Genomic DNA, 17,887 nt, shown 5'->3' on the forward strand with positions numbered 1-17,887 from the left:
ATTCCGCTGTCTGCTGGATTCGCTTGATCGGAGTCCGGCGCGCGCTGCGGATGGCAGGCGGGGTTTGATGGCTCGTCCACCCTTACGCCTTTTCCAGGCTCTTGCTGGCTTTTCCCCTCTTTTCCACAGGCTTTCCCCGTGAGCTTCTTCCGCCGCTTGCCGCCCTGCCCGTCTCCCGCTGTCGCCGGAGGTCGCCGATGAACGCTCCGGCCGAAGTGCAGTGGGAGGAGAACGGCGCCACTCACAGCGCCCGCTGGCGCTCGGAGAGCGGCGCGCCGGTGCCGCGGCGCATCGTCGTCGCCGATGACAGCCTGAACGCGGATGCAGCCTTCCGGCTGGCCTGCGAGGGCACCGCCATCCTGTGGCGGGGCGATTTCCACAACGCCCGCCAGCTGCTGCAGGCGATGAATCGCCGCATCGGCCGCAAGGCCGTGCGCAAGGGCGGAAAAGGCGGCAAGGATGACAAGCCCGCGGCAACGCCGGCGCAGGCCTTCCATCTGCATCGCCAGGCCCAGGCCCAGCGCGCCCGCACCCTGGGCATGCTGCTGCTGCCGCTGGAGGGCGACTACCGCATTCTGCTGCGGCGCGCGCCGGACGTGGCCGAGGCCTGCGGTGCCGCCTGGGGCGCGGCCGACGGCCAGCCAGCGCTGGTTTCGCTGCGCGAGCTGCTGGGCGTGATAGGCGCCCACGAGTGGCGGCGCAAGGGGGTGGAAGTGCCGGCGCTGGGCGGGCGGCTGCATGTGCATTACGGCGTGTTCTCGCCCTTGCGCGGCGAATACGTGGATCTGGTGGCCGGGGCGAGCCTGCCGGCCGGCCTGCATACTGCCTTCGATATCGGCACCGGCAGCGGCGTGCTGGCGGCGGTGCTGGCGCGGCGTGGGGCGGGCCGGGTGGTGGCCACCGACCAGGACGAACGCGCGCTGGCCTGCGCGGCGGACAACCTGGCGCGGTTGGGGCTGGCGCAGAAGGTGGAGTTGCAGCAGGCGGATCTCTTCCCCGAAGGCCGCGCCGAGTTGGTGGTGTGCAATCCGCCCTGGCTGCCGGCCAAGCCCAGCGCGCCGCTGGAATACGCCATCTACGACCCGGACAGCCGCATGCTGCGCGGCTTCCTCGCCGGGCTGGCGGCGCATCTGGCGCCCGGCGGCGAGGGATGGCTGCTGATCTCGGACCTGGCGGAGCACCTGGGCCTGCGCAGCCGCGAATCCCTGCTGGGCTGGATCGCCGATGCCGGCCTGGTGGTGCGTGAGCGCCTGGACATCCGTCCACGCCATCCCAAGGCGGCCGACGAGGACGATCCGCTGCATGCGGCGCGCGCGGCGGAAGTGACTTCGCTGTGGCGGCTGGTGGCGGCCTGAGAGGGATCAGGCGGAATCAGGGGGAGTTGCGGGCTTCAGGCGGCGGGCTGCGAGCCTGATGGACGGCAGCCACGCACGTGAAGCCGGGGCGGTTTGAGCTGCAATGCCAGCTTCCACAGGAAGCTCAGAGCCCTGGCGCCCGCAGCACCAGCGTGTCGCCGCGCTGGGTGAATTCCAGGTTGCCGAGCACGCTCATGCCCAGCAGCACCTGGTCGTCTTTCATGCCGGGGTTGAGGTGGGCGCGCACGTCCTGGGCGAGGAAGGGGCCGAAGCCGAGTTCGGCGATGCGGGTGGTGCGCACGGTGACGCCGCCGTTGGCGGTCATCACCTGGGCGGTGCCGCCGGGTTTCAGGCCCAGCTCCGCGCCCAGGTGGGCGGGCACCGACACCAGGGTGGCGCCGGTATCCAGCAGGAAGGTGACTGGCTGGCCGTTGATGGTGCCGGGTGCCACGTAATGGCCCATGCGGTTGCGCCGCAGCGTGAGTTCGCCGCTGCCGCCGGGTTGGGCGACCAGGCCGTGGTTGGGGTTGTCGCGCTTCTGCAGGGCATTCTCGAAGTACAGCCACAGCAGGCCGAGCAGGGCCAGCGCGGCCAGCCAGCTCATGATGCGGCCGGCGCGGCGGGTGGTGTGCTCGGATGCGCTCATGGGCAACTCACCGGTCAGCAAGGGGAAGGGAAAGGCCCGCCATCACGGCCGCGCTCACCCCTCCACCAGCGGTGGGCGGGCAGCGGACGAGGGTGGGCCGGCATGGCGTGGCGTACGGATCAGGACAAAACCTGGCCGTGCTCGCGGGTGGCGTGGAAGCCGACCTTGGGCCACTTCTCCATCGTCACTTCCAGGTTGTAGCGGCTGCTGGCCAGATATACGGGGTTGCCGTCCACATCCTTGCCCAGGCGCAGCGCCTGTTCGCGCTCGAAGTTGCGGCGGGTGGCTTCGTCCGGGAAGGTGAGCCAGCGGGCAGTGTGGATGTCGGCGGATTCGAAGATCGCATCCACCTTGTATTCGTCCTTCAGGCGCTGGGCGACCACTTCGAACTGCAGCTGGCCGACCGCGCCCAGCAGCATCTGCCCGCCGATCTGTTCGAACACCTGGATGGCGCCTTCTTCGCCCAATTCCTGCAAACCCTTCTGCAATTGCTTGGATTTGAGCGGATCGCGCAGGCGCGCGGCGCGGAACATTTCCGGCGAGAAATAGGGGATGCCCTTGAAGCCAAGCACTTCGCCTTCGGTGAGGGTGTCGCCGATCTGCAGCTGCCCGTGGTTGTGGATGCCGATGATGTCGCCGGCCACGCCGTCTTCCTTCAGCACCCGTTCGTTGGCCATGAAGGTGAGGGCGTTGGCGAGCTTCATGTCGCGGCCGGCGCGCACATGCTTGACCTTCATGCCGGAGCTGTAACGGCCGGAGCAGATGCGGAAGAAGGCGATGCGGTCGCGGTGCTTCGGGTCCATGTTGGCCTGGATCTTGAACACGAAGCCGGTGAAGGCCGGTTCGGCCGGCTGCACCATGCGGGTGTCGCTGCCCTTGGTGCCGGCGACGCGCGGCTGCGGCGGTGGCGCCCAGTCGATCAGCGCCTGCAGGATTTCCTGCACGCCGAAGTTGTTGATACCGGAGCCGAAGAACACCGGGCTCTGCTTGCCTGCGAGGAATTCTTCGAGGTCGAAGGGCGGCGAGGCATCGTTGAGCAGGTCGACGTTTTCGCGCACCTGGCCGATTTCCATGGGGTAGCGGGCGTCCAGCTCGGGGTTGGCGATGCCGGACAGCACCTCGGCGTCGCTGCGGCGTTCCTCGCCGGGGGTGAAGGTGAGCACGTTGTCCTGCAGCAGGTGATAGACGCCGCGGAAGGCCTTGCCCATGCCGATCGGCCAGGTCACCGGCGCGCAGCTGATCTTGAGCACGTCCTCGATCTCGGCCAGCAGCTCGAAGGGCTCGCGCACCTCGCGGTCCATCTTGTTCACGAAGGTGATGATGGGCGTGTTGCGCAGGCGGCAGACCTCCAGCAGCTTGATGGTCTGCGCTTCCACGCCCTTGGCGGCATCGATCACCATCACCGCGGCGTCCACCGCGGTGAGCACGCGGTAGGTGTCTTCGGAGAAGTCCTCGTGGCCCGGGGTGTCCAGCAGGTTGATGGTGTGGTCCTGATACTCGAACTGCATCACCGAGCTGGTCACCGAGATGCCGCGCTGCTTTTCCACCTCCATCCAGTCGGAGGTGGCATGGCGGGCGGACTTGCGCGCCTTCACCGTGCCGGCGAGCTGGATGGCGCCGCCGAACAGCAGCAGCTTTTCCGTCAGCGTGGTCTTGCCCGCGTCGGGGTGGGAGATGATGGCGAAGGTGCGGCGCTTGGCGACATCGCGCAGCAGGTCGGGGGGAAACGGTGTGGAAGACACGGTAGCAGGCCAGCCAGAAGTTGCGGGGGCGCGGCCGGAAGGGGCTGCGCTGCGGGATGGCGGATTCTACCAAGCTATCAGGCGCTGCCGGCGGTGGCGGGGCGAATGGCCGGGCGGGTATGCAGCCTGGCCCAATCGGGGCCGGGGATGGCGAAGGCGGTGGGAAAGGCGGTGGCGCAAATGACAGCGGCACCACCGCCTGCGGCTTGGCGGCGGGGCTTCAGTCGCGCCCGGTTTCCGGCTGCGGCGCGGTGACGGCCAGCCCTTCCGCCAGCCGCACCAGGCCGAGGAATTCGCCGCGGTAGCCGTAGGGGTCCTCGCCGCGGCTGGCGCGGGCCAGGCTGGCGATGTCGTTGAAGCCGAAGTCGTTCAGGTACCTGCCGCCATCGCTCAGGCGCTGGCCGAAGGCGGCGACCGCGGCGGCGAAGCGGAAGTCCTCGCTGCCCTTGTCCTGGCGGATGTCGGCCTTGCGCAACGGCACTTCCAGCAGGCGGCTGTCTTCGCCATGCGCCGGCTTGTAGCGCAGGCGCAGGAAGGCGAGTTCGCCGGCCTTGCCCCTGGCGGTTTCCGGCGTGGCGTAGCGCAGCGGCTCCAGCCGGCCCGGCGTGCCGGCCAGGGTGATCTCGTACAGCGCGGTAACGCGGTGGCCGGCGCCGATCTCGCCGGCATCCACCTTGTCGTTGCTGAAATCCTCGCGGCGCAGGGCGCGGTTCTCGAAGCCGATCTGGCGGTATTCGCTGACGACGGCCGGGTTGAATTCCAGCTGGATCTTCACGTCGTGCGCCACCGTGGCCAGGGTGGAGGTGAATTCGTCCACCAGCACCTTTTGCGCTTCGTTGAGGTTGTCGATGTAGCGGTAGGCACCGTCGCCGGCGTCGGCCAGCTGTTCCATCAGCTGGTCGTTGTAGTTGCCGGTGCCTAAGCCCAGCGTGGTGAGGGAGATGCCCAGCTTGCGCCGCTCGGCGACCATGTCCCTGAGCGTTTCGAAGCGGGTGACGCCGACGTTGAAGTCGCCGTCGGTGGCGAGCAGCACGCGGTTGATGCCGTCCTTGAGGAAGCCGTGTTGCGCCAGGGTGTAGGCGAGCTCGATGCCGGCGCCGCCGGCGGTTGCGCCGGCCGCCTGCAGGCTGTCGATGGCGGCGATCATCTGTGCCTTGTGGTCGCCGGCGGTGGGCTCCAGCACCACCTGGGTTCTGCCTGAGTAGGTGACCAGCGACAGCCGGTCCTGCGGCCGCAGCTCGGCGACGAAGCGCTTCATCGCCTGCTTCAGCAGCGGCAGCTTGTCGGCGGTGGACATGGAGCCGGACACATCCACCAGGAACACCAGGTTGGCCGGCGGCAGCGTTTCCTTGGCCGGGTCGGCCGCCTGGACGCCGATGCGCAGCAACAGGCTGTTGCGATTCCACGGCGTGGGCGCGACCTCGGTGCTGACGGCGAAGGGCGTGTTGTCCTTCGGCAGCGGGTAGGCGTAGGGGAAGTAATTCACCAGCTCTTCCACCCGGATCGCATCCCGCGGCGGCAGCTGCCCGGCGCGCAGCAGGCGGCGCAGGTTGGTGTAGCTGCCGGTATCGACGTCGATGGAGAAGGTGGAGACCGGCGTTTCCGCCACCCGCAGCACGCCGTGGCGCTCTATCGGCTGGTATTGCTCACGGTCGCTGGCGGGCGGCTGCATGGCGGGCGCTGGCTGCGCAATTCTCGCCAGGGCCGCGGAAGGCATGGCGGCGGGCTGCGGAGAAGGCATTGCGATCGAAGGCAGGGAGGCGGATTCCGCCTTGCGGGACGGGGGGGCGCCGGCGGAGTCCGGATGGCCGGTGGTGCCGCAGGCGATGGGCAGGGTGGCGAGCAGGAGCAGAGGCAGGGTGCGGGCGCGCATGGCGTGTTCCATTCGATGGAATTGGGAGGGCCGGAAGAAGCCGGAAAAGAACCGGTGTGCTTGAAGCCCGGGCAGCCTAAGCGAAGGGCGGCGGTGTGCTCATCGGCATATGCAAGACTTCTTTTCCTTGCCCGCGGAAAGGTTATGTGTTGTGGATGGCCGGCCGCGCCGCAGCCGGGAGGCGGCGAAACCGCTTTTGGGCGCGATGGCGTCATGTGCTTGGGGCATAATCCGCCTCTTGCCGCGATTGCCGTATCGCGCCTTTTTCCGTACTACCGGTGCCCACCTCCATGTCCGCCGCGCCCAAGAAAAGCCGACGCTGGATGCTGCTGCTGCTCGCAGCCATCCTGGTTCTCGCCCCCGGGGCATACTTCCTGCTCAAGCCGTCGCCCTTCGATGGCAAGGTCAATGCCCTCGGCCTGGATCTCGCCCAGCCGGACGCGCTGATCCGCAGCCAGAGCTTGTCACGCCTGCCGCCTGACCTGATGCGGGTGCCGCTGGCGCGCGACGTGCTCACCGAGGATTTCGTCGATTACTACGAGCAGCACGAACAGCGCCTCGCCCTGTCCGGCACGCTGCGCCGCCTTGCCTACGAACATCGGCTGAGCCTGCCGGAACGGGTGCTGGAGTCGGTGTTCGACGAGCCGGCCGAAGTCGCCCTGTGGCGTGGCGGCGATGGTGCCCTCAAGCACTTCGCGGTGGCGATGACGCGCAACGGCCTCGCCCGCACGCTGCAGATGCTGCTGCCGCTGGCGCCCGAGGTGCAGCTGTCCACCGTCGGCGAATTGCGTGGCGGCAAGGCCAGGCTGCTGGTGCTGGAGTACGGCTACGGCCATCGCCTGCTGCTGGCCGCGCGCGGCGACCGGGTGGTGGCGCTGTCCGACCCCGGCATGCTGCTGCAGAGCGCCGAGGACGCAGCCGAAGGCGAGGAGCCGGTGCAGGACGGTGCGGCGGCGGCGGTCATCGCCCGTCTGCTGGACATGGACGCGGACGAGGTTTCGCCCTTCGCCGAACACTTCGCCCTGGCCGCGCCCAGCGGCAAGGGCCACCAGTTGGTGGTGGGCGCCAGCTTCTACGCCATGGGCTACCAGGCTTTCGCGCCCGGCGTCGCCGCGCTGGATTTTTCCTTCGACGACCAGGGCGGCTGGCGTACCGCGATGCTGGTGGATGGGGCCGCGCTGCCCGCCGGCGGGCTGGACGGCAGCGCGCTGTGGTCCGCCCTGCCGCATGGGGCCAGCCTGTGCGCGCTGGCGCCGGTGGCCTGGGATCGCCTGTCGCCGCTGGCGGAAAAGCTGGGCGTGCCGGCGGAGAAGAACAAAGCGGCCGGCGGCCTGGGCGATCTCTTCACCGGCCCGGCGACGGTGTGCTGGTACGGCGATTCCCGGCTGTATACCCCGCTGTTCGCCGCCACGTTGAAAGCGGACGTGGATGCCGCCACCGCAGCCCGCTTTACCACCGTGTTCGGTGCGGCCACCGGCATCGGCGGCGAAGTGGAAGCCGAGGCCGAAGGCAGTGGCGCGGATGGTCTGCGGCTGTGGCGCAAGCAGGTGCCCAGCGTGTTCGGCAGCGGCCCGGCCGAGGAACGCCAGATGGTGCCCAGCCTGGCGAGCAGCGGCCGCCTGGTGCTGTTCTCGCCGGATGCGGCGCTGGTGGACAAGGCGGTGGATGTGGCCGCCAAGCGCTACCCGGCCCTGGCCGACAGCCTGCCCGCCGCCAGCAAGACCATTGCCCTGCTGGACCCGGCGCCGATGGCCGCGCTGCTGCGCAAGGAAGTGTTCGCCGCCCTGCCGCGCAGCGAGGAAACCCTGCTGCGCAACGCCGCCGACGCTCACTTGCTGCCGCGCCTGCAGCAGCTCTCCAGCTACCCGGCGTTGCGGCTGGTGCGCGGCGGCGAGGCTGGCCAGGGCCGGCAGTGGCAGCCGCTGCAGTGGGAAAGCGCGGCGCCGCGGCGGTGAAGCCGGCGGATCACATGATGGACAGCGCACTGCGCCGCCGCCTGCTGCTGGGCGGCCTCGCTGCCCTGCTGGCCGCGCCCGCGCAGGCGCTGATGCCGGTGGCGCCGGGCCGCGCCGCGCCGCCCGGCCCGCGGCTGGACGCCGACCAGAGCCGCGCCTTTCGCGCCTGGGTGGTGCTGATCGCCGAAGAACAGGTCCGCCGCGGCCCGACGCCGCGCTGGACCCACCGCGACTGCGCTGGCCTGGTGCGTTTCGCGGTGGCCGAGGCGCTGGCCGAGCATGACGCCCGCTGGCGCAAATCCATGGGCCTCAACGGCCGCCTGCCGCCGGAAACCGTGCCCGCCCAGTTGCGCGACGAACTCCGCCACCAGTGGCGCCGGCCGGACGGCAGCAGCGGCGCCTATGTCAATGCCATCGGCCTGGTGCAGGAAAACAGCCGCGCCATCGGCCGCGACCTGCGCCTGGCGCGGCCGGCCGACCTGCTGTTCTTCGACCAGGGCGACGCCCAGCACCTGATGCTGTGGACCGGCCGCCGCATCGTCTATCACAACGGCGCCGAACCGCGGCCGGGCGACGATGGCCTGCGCGCGGTCGTGCCGCAGGAACTGCTGGCCTGGAACGACACCCGCTGGCGGCCGGACGCAGCCAACCCCAATTTCGCCGGCATCTTCACGCTGGCTTTTCTCACCTGAACCGTAGAACGACGACGGCGCCATGACGATTCCCTTCCGCCCGGTCATTTCCTCCATGCCCGCCCGCAGCCGGCTCTCCCGCCTTTTCGTGGCCGCCGCCCTCATGGCCGCCTGCCTGGCCGGTGCCCTGCCGCAGCCGGCGCGAGCCCAGTCCGATGTCGGCCTCTCCAGCGGCTACCAGCCCTTCCAGAGCACGCCCTTCTTCATCCTCGCCGACAAGCAGTTCGGCAGCGGCGACGAAGCCCTGCTGCGGGTGGAAGTGCCGGGCGGCAGCGGCGGCCGCGCGATGCTGGAAGCCTACGGCGGCGTCGACATCCGCCTGTACCGGGTGCCGAAGCCGCTGGATTTCCTGAAGGCGCAGAAGAACCTGCACCGGGTGGATGTGCGGCCGCGCCCGCGCGACGAGGGCGTGGCCAACACCCTGTCCTACCTGTGGGACAACGCCTGGAAGAAATCCCGCATGGCCTGGCGCGACCTGTTCTCGCCGCAGGCCCGCAGCACCGTCACCGCCGCCGCGCCCGCGCTGCATAGCAAGCCGGCGTTGCTGGAGCCCACCGAGTTCCGTGCGCCGCAGCGCTTCAAGCCGCTGGAAGGCTACGAGCTGGCGGACAGCTTCCGTTACCCGCTGTGGCAGGCGCAGCCGATCAAGCCGCCGGAGGTGAAGCTGCAAGGCTCCAGCAGCGACTTCATTCCCGCCAGCGAGGGCAACGTCCACGTGCCGCTGGGCAAGCTCAAGCCCGGCCTCTACCTGGCGGAAGCCATCATCGGCACCCACCGCGCGCTGACGCTGGTGTTCGTCTCCGACACGGTGGCGGTCACCAAGATCGCCGCCGGCGCGCTCACCGTGTGGACCGCCAACCGCAACGACGGCCGCCCGGTGGCGGACAGCCGCCTGCTGTGGACCGACGGCGTCGGCACGCTGAAGTCCGCCAGCACTAGCGCCGACGGCCTCGCCACCCTGGCCCACGCCAGCCCGGAGCGCACCTACCTGCTGGGCGAGGATGCCGGCGGCGGCGTGTTCGTCTCCGAGAATTTCTACTACGACAGCGAGATCCACGACACCAAGCTCTACGCGGTGACCGACCGGCCGCTGTACCGCCCGGGCGACCTGGTGCGCATCAAGTTCCTCGGCCGCGACTTCCAGTCCGCCAGCCGCTCCCGCCCGGCGCGCGCCGGCGAGCTGCGCATCGAGGTGAGCGACCCCAACGGCACGCCGGTGCTGACTACCGGCGTGCCGTTGACGCCGGACACCGGCGCCGACACCGCCTTCCGCCTGCCGGACAACGCGGTGGCCGGCGGCTACGACATCCGCATCGCCTACGAGGACAAGCGCTACGGTGCCGCCTTCCGCGTCGCCGAGTACGTCAAGCCGCACTTCGAGATCGAACTGCTGCCGGACCACCCTGCCTTCAAGACCGGCGAGCCGGTGAGCGGCAAGGTGCGCCTCGCCTATCCCGACGGCAAGCCGGTGAAGAACGCCGCGGTGGAACTCACGCTGCGGGCGCAGACGCTCACCATGGTGCAGGGCGAACTGCGCTACAGCGGCCTGTTCCCGGTGCAGCTGTCCACCGCCAGCCTCACCACCGACGGCGGCGGCGAAGCCAGGTTCACCCTGCCGGCGGCCAAGGAGCCCTCCCGCCTCATCCTCACCCTGCTCGCTACCGACGGCGCCGCCTACCGGGTGCGCAGCGCGCGCGAACTGCTGGTGGAGCGCGCCGCCTCGAGCTGGAAGCTGGTGGCGGCGCGCAACTTCAGCATGGCCGGTGACAAGCCTGGCTTCCGCCTGGAAGCCGAGGGCGAGAACGCCGCCGCGCCGGTCAAGTGGGAAATCGTGCGGCTGGAGGACCAGTCCCGCAGCAGCGGCGATTTCGACCCGGCGGCGCGCGAATGGAAGCCGGCGCTGGAGCGCCCCGGTTCCTACTCGCTGATGCTGCGCGACGCCGCCGGCAACATCGTCGCCGCCACCGCGCACTGGGTGGGCGGCGGCAAGGACAAGGACAGCCTGCAGGTGGCCGCCGGCTCCATCGAGATGGTCACCGACAAGGCCGGCTACCAGCCGGGCGATACCGCCGAGGTGCTGATCTCCTTCCCCGAGCCGGTAGACGAAGCCCTGCTGACGCTGGAGCGCGACGGCGTGGACGCCACCGCCCTGCTCAGCCGCGGCGCCGGCTGGCTGCGTACCGAACGCCTGGCGCCCAACCAGTGGCGCGCGCGGGTGCCGGTCACCGAGGCCCATGCGCCCAACATCACCTTCTCCGCGGTGTACGTGAAGCATGGCGACTACGTGTTCCAGAACGCCGGCCTGGTGGTGGAACCGCCGCGCATCGCGCTGGACATCCGCAGCGACCATGAAACCGTGCAGCCGGGCGAGCTGGTGACGGTGGACATCCAGGCCACGCTGCGCGGCAAGCCGGCGCCGGCGCTGCTCACCGTCTCGGTGGTGGACGAGATGGTCTATGCGCTGCAGCCGGAGATTGCCCCCAGCCTGCCGGAATTCCTCCAGCACATCCGCCGCAACAACGTGCGCACCAACGCCAGCCTGAACTTCATCGCCTACGACGAAGCCGCCGACTGGTCCGCCGCCGCCGCGCGCCAGCCGCCGGCCCGCCATCAGTACAACGAGCGTGGCGTGAAGGTGCTGGAGCGCCCGCGCCGAGACGACACCGACACCGCCGCCTGGCTGCCGGCACTGAAGACCGACGCCCAGGGCCACGCCCGCTTCAGTTTCCGCATGCCTGACGCGCTGTCGCGCTGGCGCATCACCGTGCGCGCGGTCGGCCAGGACAGCGCCGACGGCGTGCCTGGCCAGCGCACCGCCTACGTCCGCTCGGACAAATCCTTCTATGCCAAATGGACCTCACCCGACTGGTTGCGCGAAGGCGACAAGCCGCAGGCGGCGCTGGCGGTGTTCAACAACGCCGGCGAGGAGCGCAAGGCCGAGGTGGTGCTGACCCTGGCCGGCAAGGAAATCAGGCAGGAGGCCAGCCTGCGCCGCGGGGTGAATTACCTCCAGTTCGCGCTGCCGGAGTTCAAGGGCCGCGAGCAGGCCCGCGTCGAAGTGCGCGAAGGCGGCAAGACGGTGGATGCGCTGGAGACGCTGCTCACCGCCCAGCTGGCCGGCTGGCGCGGTCCGCGCGAGCAGCTCGTGAGCGTGCACGGCGATACGCCGGCCGCCCTCGGCCTGCCGGCGGATGCCCGCGACCTCAGCGTGCGGCTGGTGGCCGGCGGCGGTGAGCACTTCCTGCGCATCGCCGACGATCTGGTCGAATACCCCTGGGGCTGCACCGAGCAGACCGCCAGCCGGCTGCTGCCGCTGGCCCTGGTCACCCCGCTGCTGGCGCCCAACCGCAACGCCGAGGGCGAAGGCGGCCGGCTGTGGCAGACGCTGTACAGCCAGCGCCTGCGGCTGGCGGCGCTGGCCGGGCCGCAGGCGGTGTTCGGCTGGTGGGGCGACGGCAGCGAGCAGAGCGCGCTGATGACCGCCTACGCCTATTACGCCGACTGGTACGCCGCCCGCACGCTGGGCATCGAACTGCCTGCCTCCCACTGGGAGCGGGTGCTGCTCGCCTACCGCAACCACGCCAGCCGCGAGCCGCTGCTGCACCGTGCGCTGGCGCTGTGGTTCGCCCAGGAAATCGGCCTGCCGGTGCGCACCCAGGCGGAAGGCCTGCTGCGCGAGCTCGGCCAGGCCAAGCCGGCCGGCGAGGAAAGCGGCGGCGCCAGCTGGAGCCCCTTCCTCGCGGCGCCGGATAGCGCCCTGGGCCAGGCCCATGCCCGCGTGCTGGCGGCGGTGGTGGCACAGCGCGCCCAGCTGTCTCCGCCCGCCGGCTTCGACACCGCGCTGGCCGAATCCCAGGCCCAGCTCGCCGCCAGCGGCCGTCCGGCGGCGCGCGCCCTGCTGCTGCTCGCCGGCAAGGAACAGCGCGCCGCCGCGCCCGACATCCTCGCCAGCGTCGGCGCCGCCATGCCTACGCTGGACCGCGCGCTGACCCTGGTATGGACGCGCAAGGCCCTGGGCGAGATCGCCCCCGGCACGCCCGCCGGCAAACCGCTGGGCGCCTGGCAGCAGGCCAGGGCCGCCTTCGGCCAGCAGGAATGGCGCTGGCCCGCTTCCAGCCCGCTGCCGGATGCACTGCAGCTGGAAGGACGCGCCGCCGACGCTCAGCCGCTGACCGCGCTGGTGCGCTACGAGGCCACCGAAGACGCCGGCCCCGGCAAGCTGCCGGTCACCGTCGAACGCCATCTCTACCGCCTCACTCGCGACGAGGACGGCAAGGGCTACAGCCGCACGTTGGTGAAGCCGGAGGAGGGCCTGTCGGTGCAGGAGCTCTACCTGGACGAGATCACGCTGAAATCGGAGGCCACCCACCGCCACGGCCTGGTCGAAGCCCCGCTGCCGCCGGGCGCCAACGTGGAGCGCGGCACCTGGGGCATCGCTCTGACCGACGAGGGTCCCGAGCCCCAGCCGCTGGCGCGCGCCCGCGCCGAGGAGCGGCGCGATCGCTACGGCGTGCCGGTGGACCGCCTGGAAGGCACCGTCACCGTCCGCCACCTGCTGCGCGTCGCCCAAGCCGGCCGCTTCACCCTGCCGCCGGCGCGCTACTACCGCATGTACCAGCCGGAACAGAAAGCGCTGGCGAACGCCGGCGAGGCGGTGGTGTGGGTGGTGAAGTAAGGAACCGGGCCGCAAGGCCCGGTTCTTCGCTGGCGCGAAGGGACTGATTCAGAGCCCTCCCGCTTCCGACAAGGCTGCGCTGCTCGTTCTCAATTCCCTCAGCCCGCGTAAAAGAGCGGGACTGATAGCGGCCTGATCGGCTTAGGCCGGTATAGTCCGATTGGACTATCGGACACCGACACCGTGCAGAACGCGTGACGGTGTCGGTACGCTTGGCAACGCATCGAGCTGATCAAGCTGCCTGGCCTGAACATCGCCTGCAACAAGCGGTGGGGAACGCGTGGCAGCTGTTCCCGCCGCATCGTGGTTCCAGCGCCGCCGCCGGGGCGTTTCTCCTTTCGCTCCGCTGCCGGGTATTCCACCGGCTTCCTGTCTTTCGCCTGTTTGGAATAAAGTGGGCGCCCCGAAGTGCTTGCCGGCGTTCTGCCGCATACCGTCTTGTCGACGATCCAGAACTTTGTCCTCACTGCCCGCTGGCACGAAATCATCCTGGCGGGGTGGTGCTTCTTCGGTGGCATCTATTTCCTCTTCGGTGCCGCCACCACCGTGCTGACGCGTTGGCTGATGCCGGCGCTGGGCCATGGCGGGCGGCTGGACCCGCGGCCAGTGGCGGCGGGGCAGTTGAAGCGGGAGATCGGGCTGTCGATCTGTTCGGCGCTGCTGTTCGGTGCCGGCATGGTGTTTCCGTGGGGGCTGCTGCAGCTGGGCTGGGCGCGGTTGGCGGTGGATCCGTCCTGGTGGCGGGTGGGGCTGGAGATCCTGGTACTGGTGGTATGGAACGAGGTGCATTTCTATGCCAACCACTGGTTGCTGCACACCCGCTGGCTGCGCCGCTTCCACAACCCGCATCACCGTTCGGTGGTGACCACGCCCTGGGCCACCTATGCCTTCCATCCGGTGGAGGCGGTGATGCTGGGCAATGTGATCCTGCTGCCCATGGTGGTGCACGATTTCAGCTTCGCCGCGCTGTTTTCGGTGCCGCTGTTCAGCCTGCTGTTCAACTGCATCGGCCATTCCAATTACGACTTCCTGCCGGATTTCCACCGCGACCGCTGGTGGCTCAACGGCGCCCGCCGCCATCATCTGCACCACGCCTGCTTCACCGGCAATTACGGCTTCATGTTCCCCTTCATGGATCGCCTGTGCGGCACCGCGCTGCCGCCTGAGGCGGCCGAGGGCCGCATCGCCCGCGATCTGAACCGCCGCCTAGCCGATGCTGGTTAACCGGCGGGACGTGCACAGCCTGGCCTACCTGGCCGCGCTGCCGGCGCTGGCGGCCTGGCAGTGGGTGCATGGCTTCTCGCTGCCGCTGTACGCGGCGATGCTGTTCCTGACGCTGGGCATCGGGGTGATCCACCACAACCACACCCACCGGCGGATGTGGCGCAACAAGCATCTGAACCGGGCGACCGACCTGTGGCTGAGCCTGCTGCAGGGCCATCCCACCTATGTGTTCTACCCGGCCCATGTCGCCAATCACCACCGCTACCGGCACGGCGTCAAGGATGTGGCGCGCACCTACCGCTTCGGCGGCGACACCAACCACCTGTGGGGCTACCTGATCCATCCGCTGCAGGCGGTGGCGGTGCTTTACCCGCTGTTCTGGCGCTGGCTGCTGCGCCAGTATCGGCGCGGCTCCGGCGCCTGGCGGCATGCGCTTTGCCAATACCTGGCGGTATTGGCGCTGTGGGGCGGGCTGGCCTGGGTGGACCTGGAGAAGTGGTTGCTGCTGGTGCTGCTGCCGCAGTTGCATGGCCTGCACTGGCTGCTGGCCACCAACTACCTGCAGCACGCCCATGCCGATGGCGCTTCCCGCATCGACTACGCGCGCAACTTCGAGGGCTGGGTGAATCCGCTGCTGTTCAACATCGGCCTGCACACCGCGCACCACGAACATCCGCGCGCGCACTGGTCCGAACTGACGAAGCTGCATCCGCATTACCGCGACAAGGTGCATCCGCGCCTCAACGCCGGCGGGCTGCTGCCCTACATGTTCCGCACCTTCCTGCTTGGCCCCTTCTTTCCGCGCTGGCGCAGCCGGCCGCTGATGGACCCCACGGAGATCCGCTGATGCCCACCCGTTTCGACCACGTCTATATCGAGGCCGCCGGCTACCACCTGCCCGGACCGCCTGTGGACAACGAGCAGATGGACGCCTACATCGCGCCGCTCAACCGCATGTCCGAGCGCATCAAGGATCGCATCCTGGCGGACAACGGCATCCGCAGCCGGCACTACGCCATCGACGCCGAGGGCCGCACCACGCTGTCCCACGCCGAACTTGCCGCCGCCGCCATCCGCGACTGCCTGGCGCGCGGCAAGCACGCCATCGCCGATGCCGGCCTGCTCGCCGTTGGCGCCTGCGGCGGCGATGCGCTGATGCCCGGCTTCGCCAACATGATCCACGGCGAGCTGGGCGCGCCGCCGATGGAAACCCTCTCCAGCCAGGGCATCTGCGCCTCCGGCGTGCTGGCGCTCAAGCATGCCGCCCAGGCGGTGGAGCTGGGCGAGCACGGCATGGCGCTGGCCGCCGCCGCCGACATGCCCTCGCGCATGTTCAAGCGCAGCCGCTTCGCCCCGCGCGGCTACGACGCCGACTTCGATGCCCACTTCCTGCGCTGGATGCTGTCCGACGGCGCCGGCGCCATGCTGCTCACCCGCCGCCCCAGCGGCCGCGGCGGCCTGCGGCTGAAGCTGAAGTGGATACACCAGCGCAGCTTCGCCGGCGACTACCCGGTATGCATGCAGCTCGGCCTGTCGCAGGACCGCAGCACCTCCTTCCTCGATTACCCCTCTTCCTCCGCGGCCGAGGCCGAGGGCGCGCTCTCCCTGCGCCAGGATATCCGCCTGCTGCCGCACCTGTTCGACGTTTCCATCCATGAATACGTGAAGCTGGTGCGCGAGGGCTGGGTGAAATCGGAAGAGGTGGATCACTTCCTCTGCCACTATTCCTCCGAGCGCTTCGTACCGGTGGTGGAAGAACTGCTGGACAAGGCCGGGCTGACGATTCCGCGCGAGCGCTGGTTCAGCAACCTCGCCACCCGCGGCAACACCGGCGCCGCCTCCATCTTCGTGATGCTGGCGGAATTCCTGGACACCCACACGCTGCGGCCGGGGCAGAAGATCCTCTGCTTCATCCCGGAATCCGGCCGCATCAGCGCCGCCTACATGTTGATCGAGGTGGAGGACGCCGAGATTCCGCGCCAGCGCCTGGTGCCGCTGGCGCAGACCCAGCTTCAGGCCCAGCCCGCGGCAGATCCCCTGCCGGCCGCGCCGCACGACCCGGATTCCGCACCCGCGCACCTGCGCGACCTGCTCACCGCGCTGGCCGGCATCTGGCACGACTACCGCTCCGAGGTGTGGCGCTCGCCGGTGGTGCACAAGCTGGTCGCCGGCCGCTTCACGGTGGCGGACTACCGCAGCTGGACCGCCCAGTGGGTGCCGCAGGTGCGCGAAGGCAGCAAGTGGATGCGCGAGGCGGTGGCCTCGCTCAGCGCGCCCTTCGCCGCGCTGGGCGAGCTGGTGGAACTGCACGCCGGCGAGGAGCAGGAGGATTTCCGCATCCTCTACCAGGACTACCTGGCCGCCGGTGGCGGCGAGCCGCTGGAGGCGCTGCGCCGCAACCCTGGCGGCGAGGCGCTCAACGCCTACCTGCATGCGCTCGCCGGCAGCGAGAACCCGCTGGGGCTGCTGGGCGCCATCTACATCATCGAGGGCACCGGCCAGCGCATCGTGCCGGCGCTGCTGCCCTTGCTGCGCCAGCAGCTGGACCTGCCGCCGGCCGCCTTCCGCTTCCTCGAATACCACGGCCACAACGACCACAACCACCTGCAGCGCTGGCTGGCGGCGGTGGAACTGGCGCTGGCGGTGGAGCCGGCCGCCGGCGCGCGCATGGTCGCCACCGCGCGCCGCACCGCCCAGCTCTACCTCATGCAGTTCCAGCACATCCTGGAGGACGCGCAATGAGCCCGCCGCCCGACTTCCTCGCCGCCGGCCACGACCCCAAGGACCCCGACCCCTGGCTGGCGCTCTACCTGGACCGCAGCACGCCGCTGCCGGACGCGGTGAAGGAAGCCTGGCTGGTAGATTCCAGCTCCGCCTCGCGCCAGTACCTGCTGCCCATCATCCGGCCGCTGGCGCGCGCCTTCATCGTGCTGATCCAGCTGGTGAAGATGGTGATGCCCAAGCGCTGGTCGGCCTCGCGCACCCTGCACTGGATACTGGCCGAGGGCATGAAGCGGCTGGTGGCGCCGGAGGCCAACTGGCTGGTGATGCGCCATTTCCACCTCGGCGCGCAGATCCTCGCCTTCATCGCCCGCAACTCGCCGGTGCCGGTGGAAACCACGCCGCTGACGCCAGTCGCGCTGGACGAGCTGAAGGACGATCTCTTCGTCAAGCACGACATCAACCTGTTCAACCTGGTGATCCGCCTCAACCAGGCGCTGCGCGAGCACGGCGAGGTGCTGGCGCCGGTGGCCGAGCCTGACTTCAGCATGATCCAGGAGCCGGCGGTGCGGCTGGAGGACATGCCGCGCGGCCCGCTCAACGTCATCGACCTGCAGACCGCCATCGAGTGCTTCACCCCCATCTTCCAGTTCTTCCTCACCGACAACGACTTCTGGCGCGCCGCCAACTCGCTGCAGCTGGACGAGACCATAGGCCTCTACGCCGCCACCATCCTGGGCGCGCCGCAGCACCTCATCCTGCTCAACAACAAGCATCCGCTGGTGCCGATGAGCACCCTGCGCGCCGGCTACCGGCTGGTGCTGCATGGCCTGTCGTCCGAGATGCTGCATGCGCTGCTGACGCGGCTGAAGGAGGCGCAGCATGGCGACAGTCCGCAGGCCCGCGCCCAGGCCGAAGCGGCGGCGCTGTGAGGTCGGCGGCGTGAGCCGGATGGCGGCTGTTCTACAATGCCGGCGCCGTTTTCCAGATGAAGCGCCGCCGAG

At 69.7% G+C, this 17,887-nt stretch carries 11 protein-coding genes; 8 read left to right on the top strand and 3 right to left on the bottom strand.

What is annotated here, in order from left to right:
- Positions 1–197: 197 nt before the first annotated feature.
- Positions 198–1,355, top strand: coding sequence for a 50S ribosomal protein L11 methyltransferase (locus C7389_RS17515; RefSeq protein WP_133593877.1), 1,158 nt, complete (start codon positions 198–200; stop codon positions 1,353–1,355).
- A gap of 124 nt (positions 1,356–1,479) precedes the next feature.
- On the opposite strand, the gene C7389_RS17520 is transcribed toward C7389_RS17515, so the two are convergent.
- From C7389_RS17520 to C7389_RS17530, 3 genes are all read right to left on the bottom strand, one after another.
- The gene (locus C7389_RS17520; RefSeq protein ID WP_133593879.1) at positions 1,480–2,001 is read right to left on the bottom strand and encodes a retropepsin-like aspartic protease family protein; all 522 of its coding nucleotides are present in this window, start codon (positions 1,999–2,001) and stop codon (positions 1,480–1,482) included.
- Between the two features lie 119 nt (positions 2,002–2,120).
- Positions 2,121–3,743, bottom strand: coding sequence for a peptide chain release factor 3 (locus tag C7389_RS17525; protein WP_133593881.1), 1,623 nt, complete (start codon positions 3,741–3,743; stop codon positions 2,121–2,123).
- Between the two features lie 220 nt (positions 3,744–3,963).
- Positions 3,964–5,616 (bottom strand): vWA domain-containing protein, encoded by a 1,653-nt coding sequence (locus C7389_RS17530; RefSeq protein WP_133593883.1) that lies wholly within the window; start codon positions 5,614–5,616, stop codon positions 3,964–3,966.
- Positions 5,617–5,906: 290 nt separating this feature from the next.
- On the opposite strand from C7389_RS17530, the gene C7389_RS17535 reads away from it, so the two are divergent.
- From C7389_RS17535 to C7389_RS17565, 7 genes are all read left to right on the top strand, one after another.
- Positions 5,907–7,571, top strand: a complete 1,665-nt coding sequence (locus C7389_RS17535) for a DUF2138 family protein (RefSeq protein ID WP_133593885.1) — start codon at positions 5,907–5,909, stop codon at positions 7,569–7,571.
- A 14-nt stretch (positions 7,572–7,585) separates the two neighbouring features.
- Entirely contained in the window at positions 7,586–8,263 is a 678-nt protein-coding gene (locus C7389_RS17540) for a DUF1175 family protein (protein ID WP_246034858.1), read from the top strand.
- Between the two features lie 22 nt (positions 8,264–8,285).
- Positions 8,286–12,938 (top strand): MG2 domain-containing protein, encoded by a 4,653-nt coding sequence (locus C7389_RS17545; protein WP_246034860.1) that lies wholly within the window; start codon positions 8,286–8,288, stop codon positions 12,936–12,938.
- Positions 12,939–13,376: 438 nt separating this feature from the next.
- Positions 13,377–14,162 (top strand): sterol desaturase family protein, encoded by a 786-nt coding sequence (locus C7389_RS17550; RefSeq protein ID WP_211168312.1) that lies wholly within the window; start codon positions 13,377–13,379, stop codon positions 14,160–14,162.
- Positions 14,152–15,009: a fatty acid desaturase gene (locus C7389_RS17555; protein WP_133593887.1), complete on the top strand. Its 858-nt coding sequence runs from the start codon at positions 14,152–14,154 to the stop codon at positions 15,007–15,009. The genes C7389_RS17550 and C7389_RS17555 overlap by 11 nt, the downstream gene beginning before the upstream one ends.
- Positions 15,009–16,904, top strand: coding sequence for an iron-containing redox enzyme family protein (locus tag C7389_RS17560; protein WP_133593889.1), 1,896 nt, complete (start codon positions 15,009–15,011; stop codon positions 16,902–16,904). The genes C7389_RS17555 and C7389_RS17560 overlap by 1 nt, the downstream gene beginning before the upstream one ends.
- Positions 16,901–17,815 (top strand): DUF6999 family protein, encoded by a 915-nt coding sequence (locus tag C7389_RS17565; protein WP_133593891.1) that lies wholly within the window; start codon positions 16,901–16,903, stop codon positions 17,813–17,815. Before C7389_RS17560 ends, C7389_RS17565 begins: the two co-directional genes overlap by 4 nt.
- Positions 17,816–17,887 lie beyond the last annotated feature (72 nt).

Origin of the sequence: Azoarcus indigens (genome assembly GCF_004361735.1) — a bacterium.
Classification (GTDB): domain Bacteria; phylum Pseudomonadota; class Gammaproteobacteria; order Burkholderiales; family Rhodocyclaceae; genus Azoarcus; species Azoarcus indigens.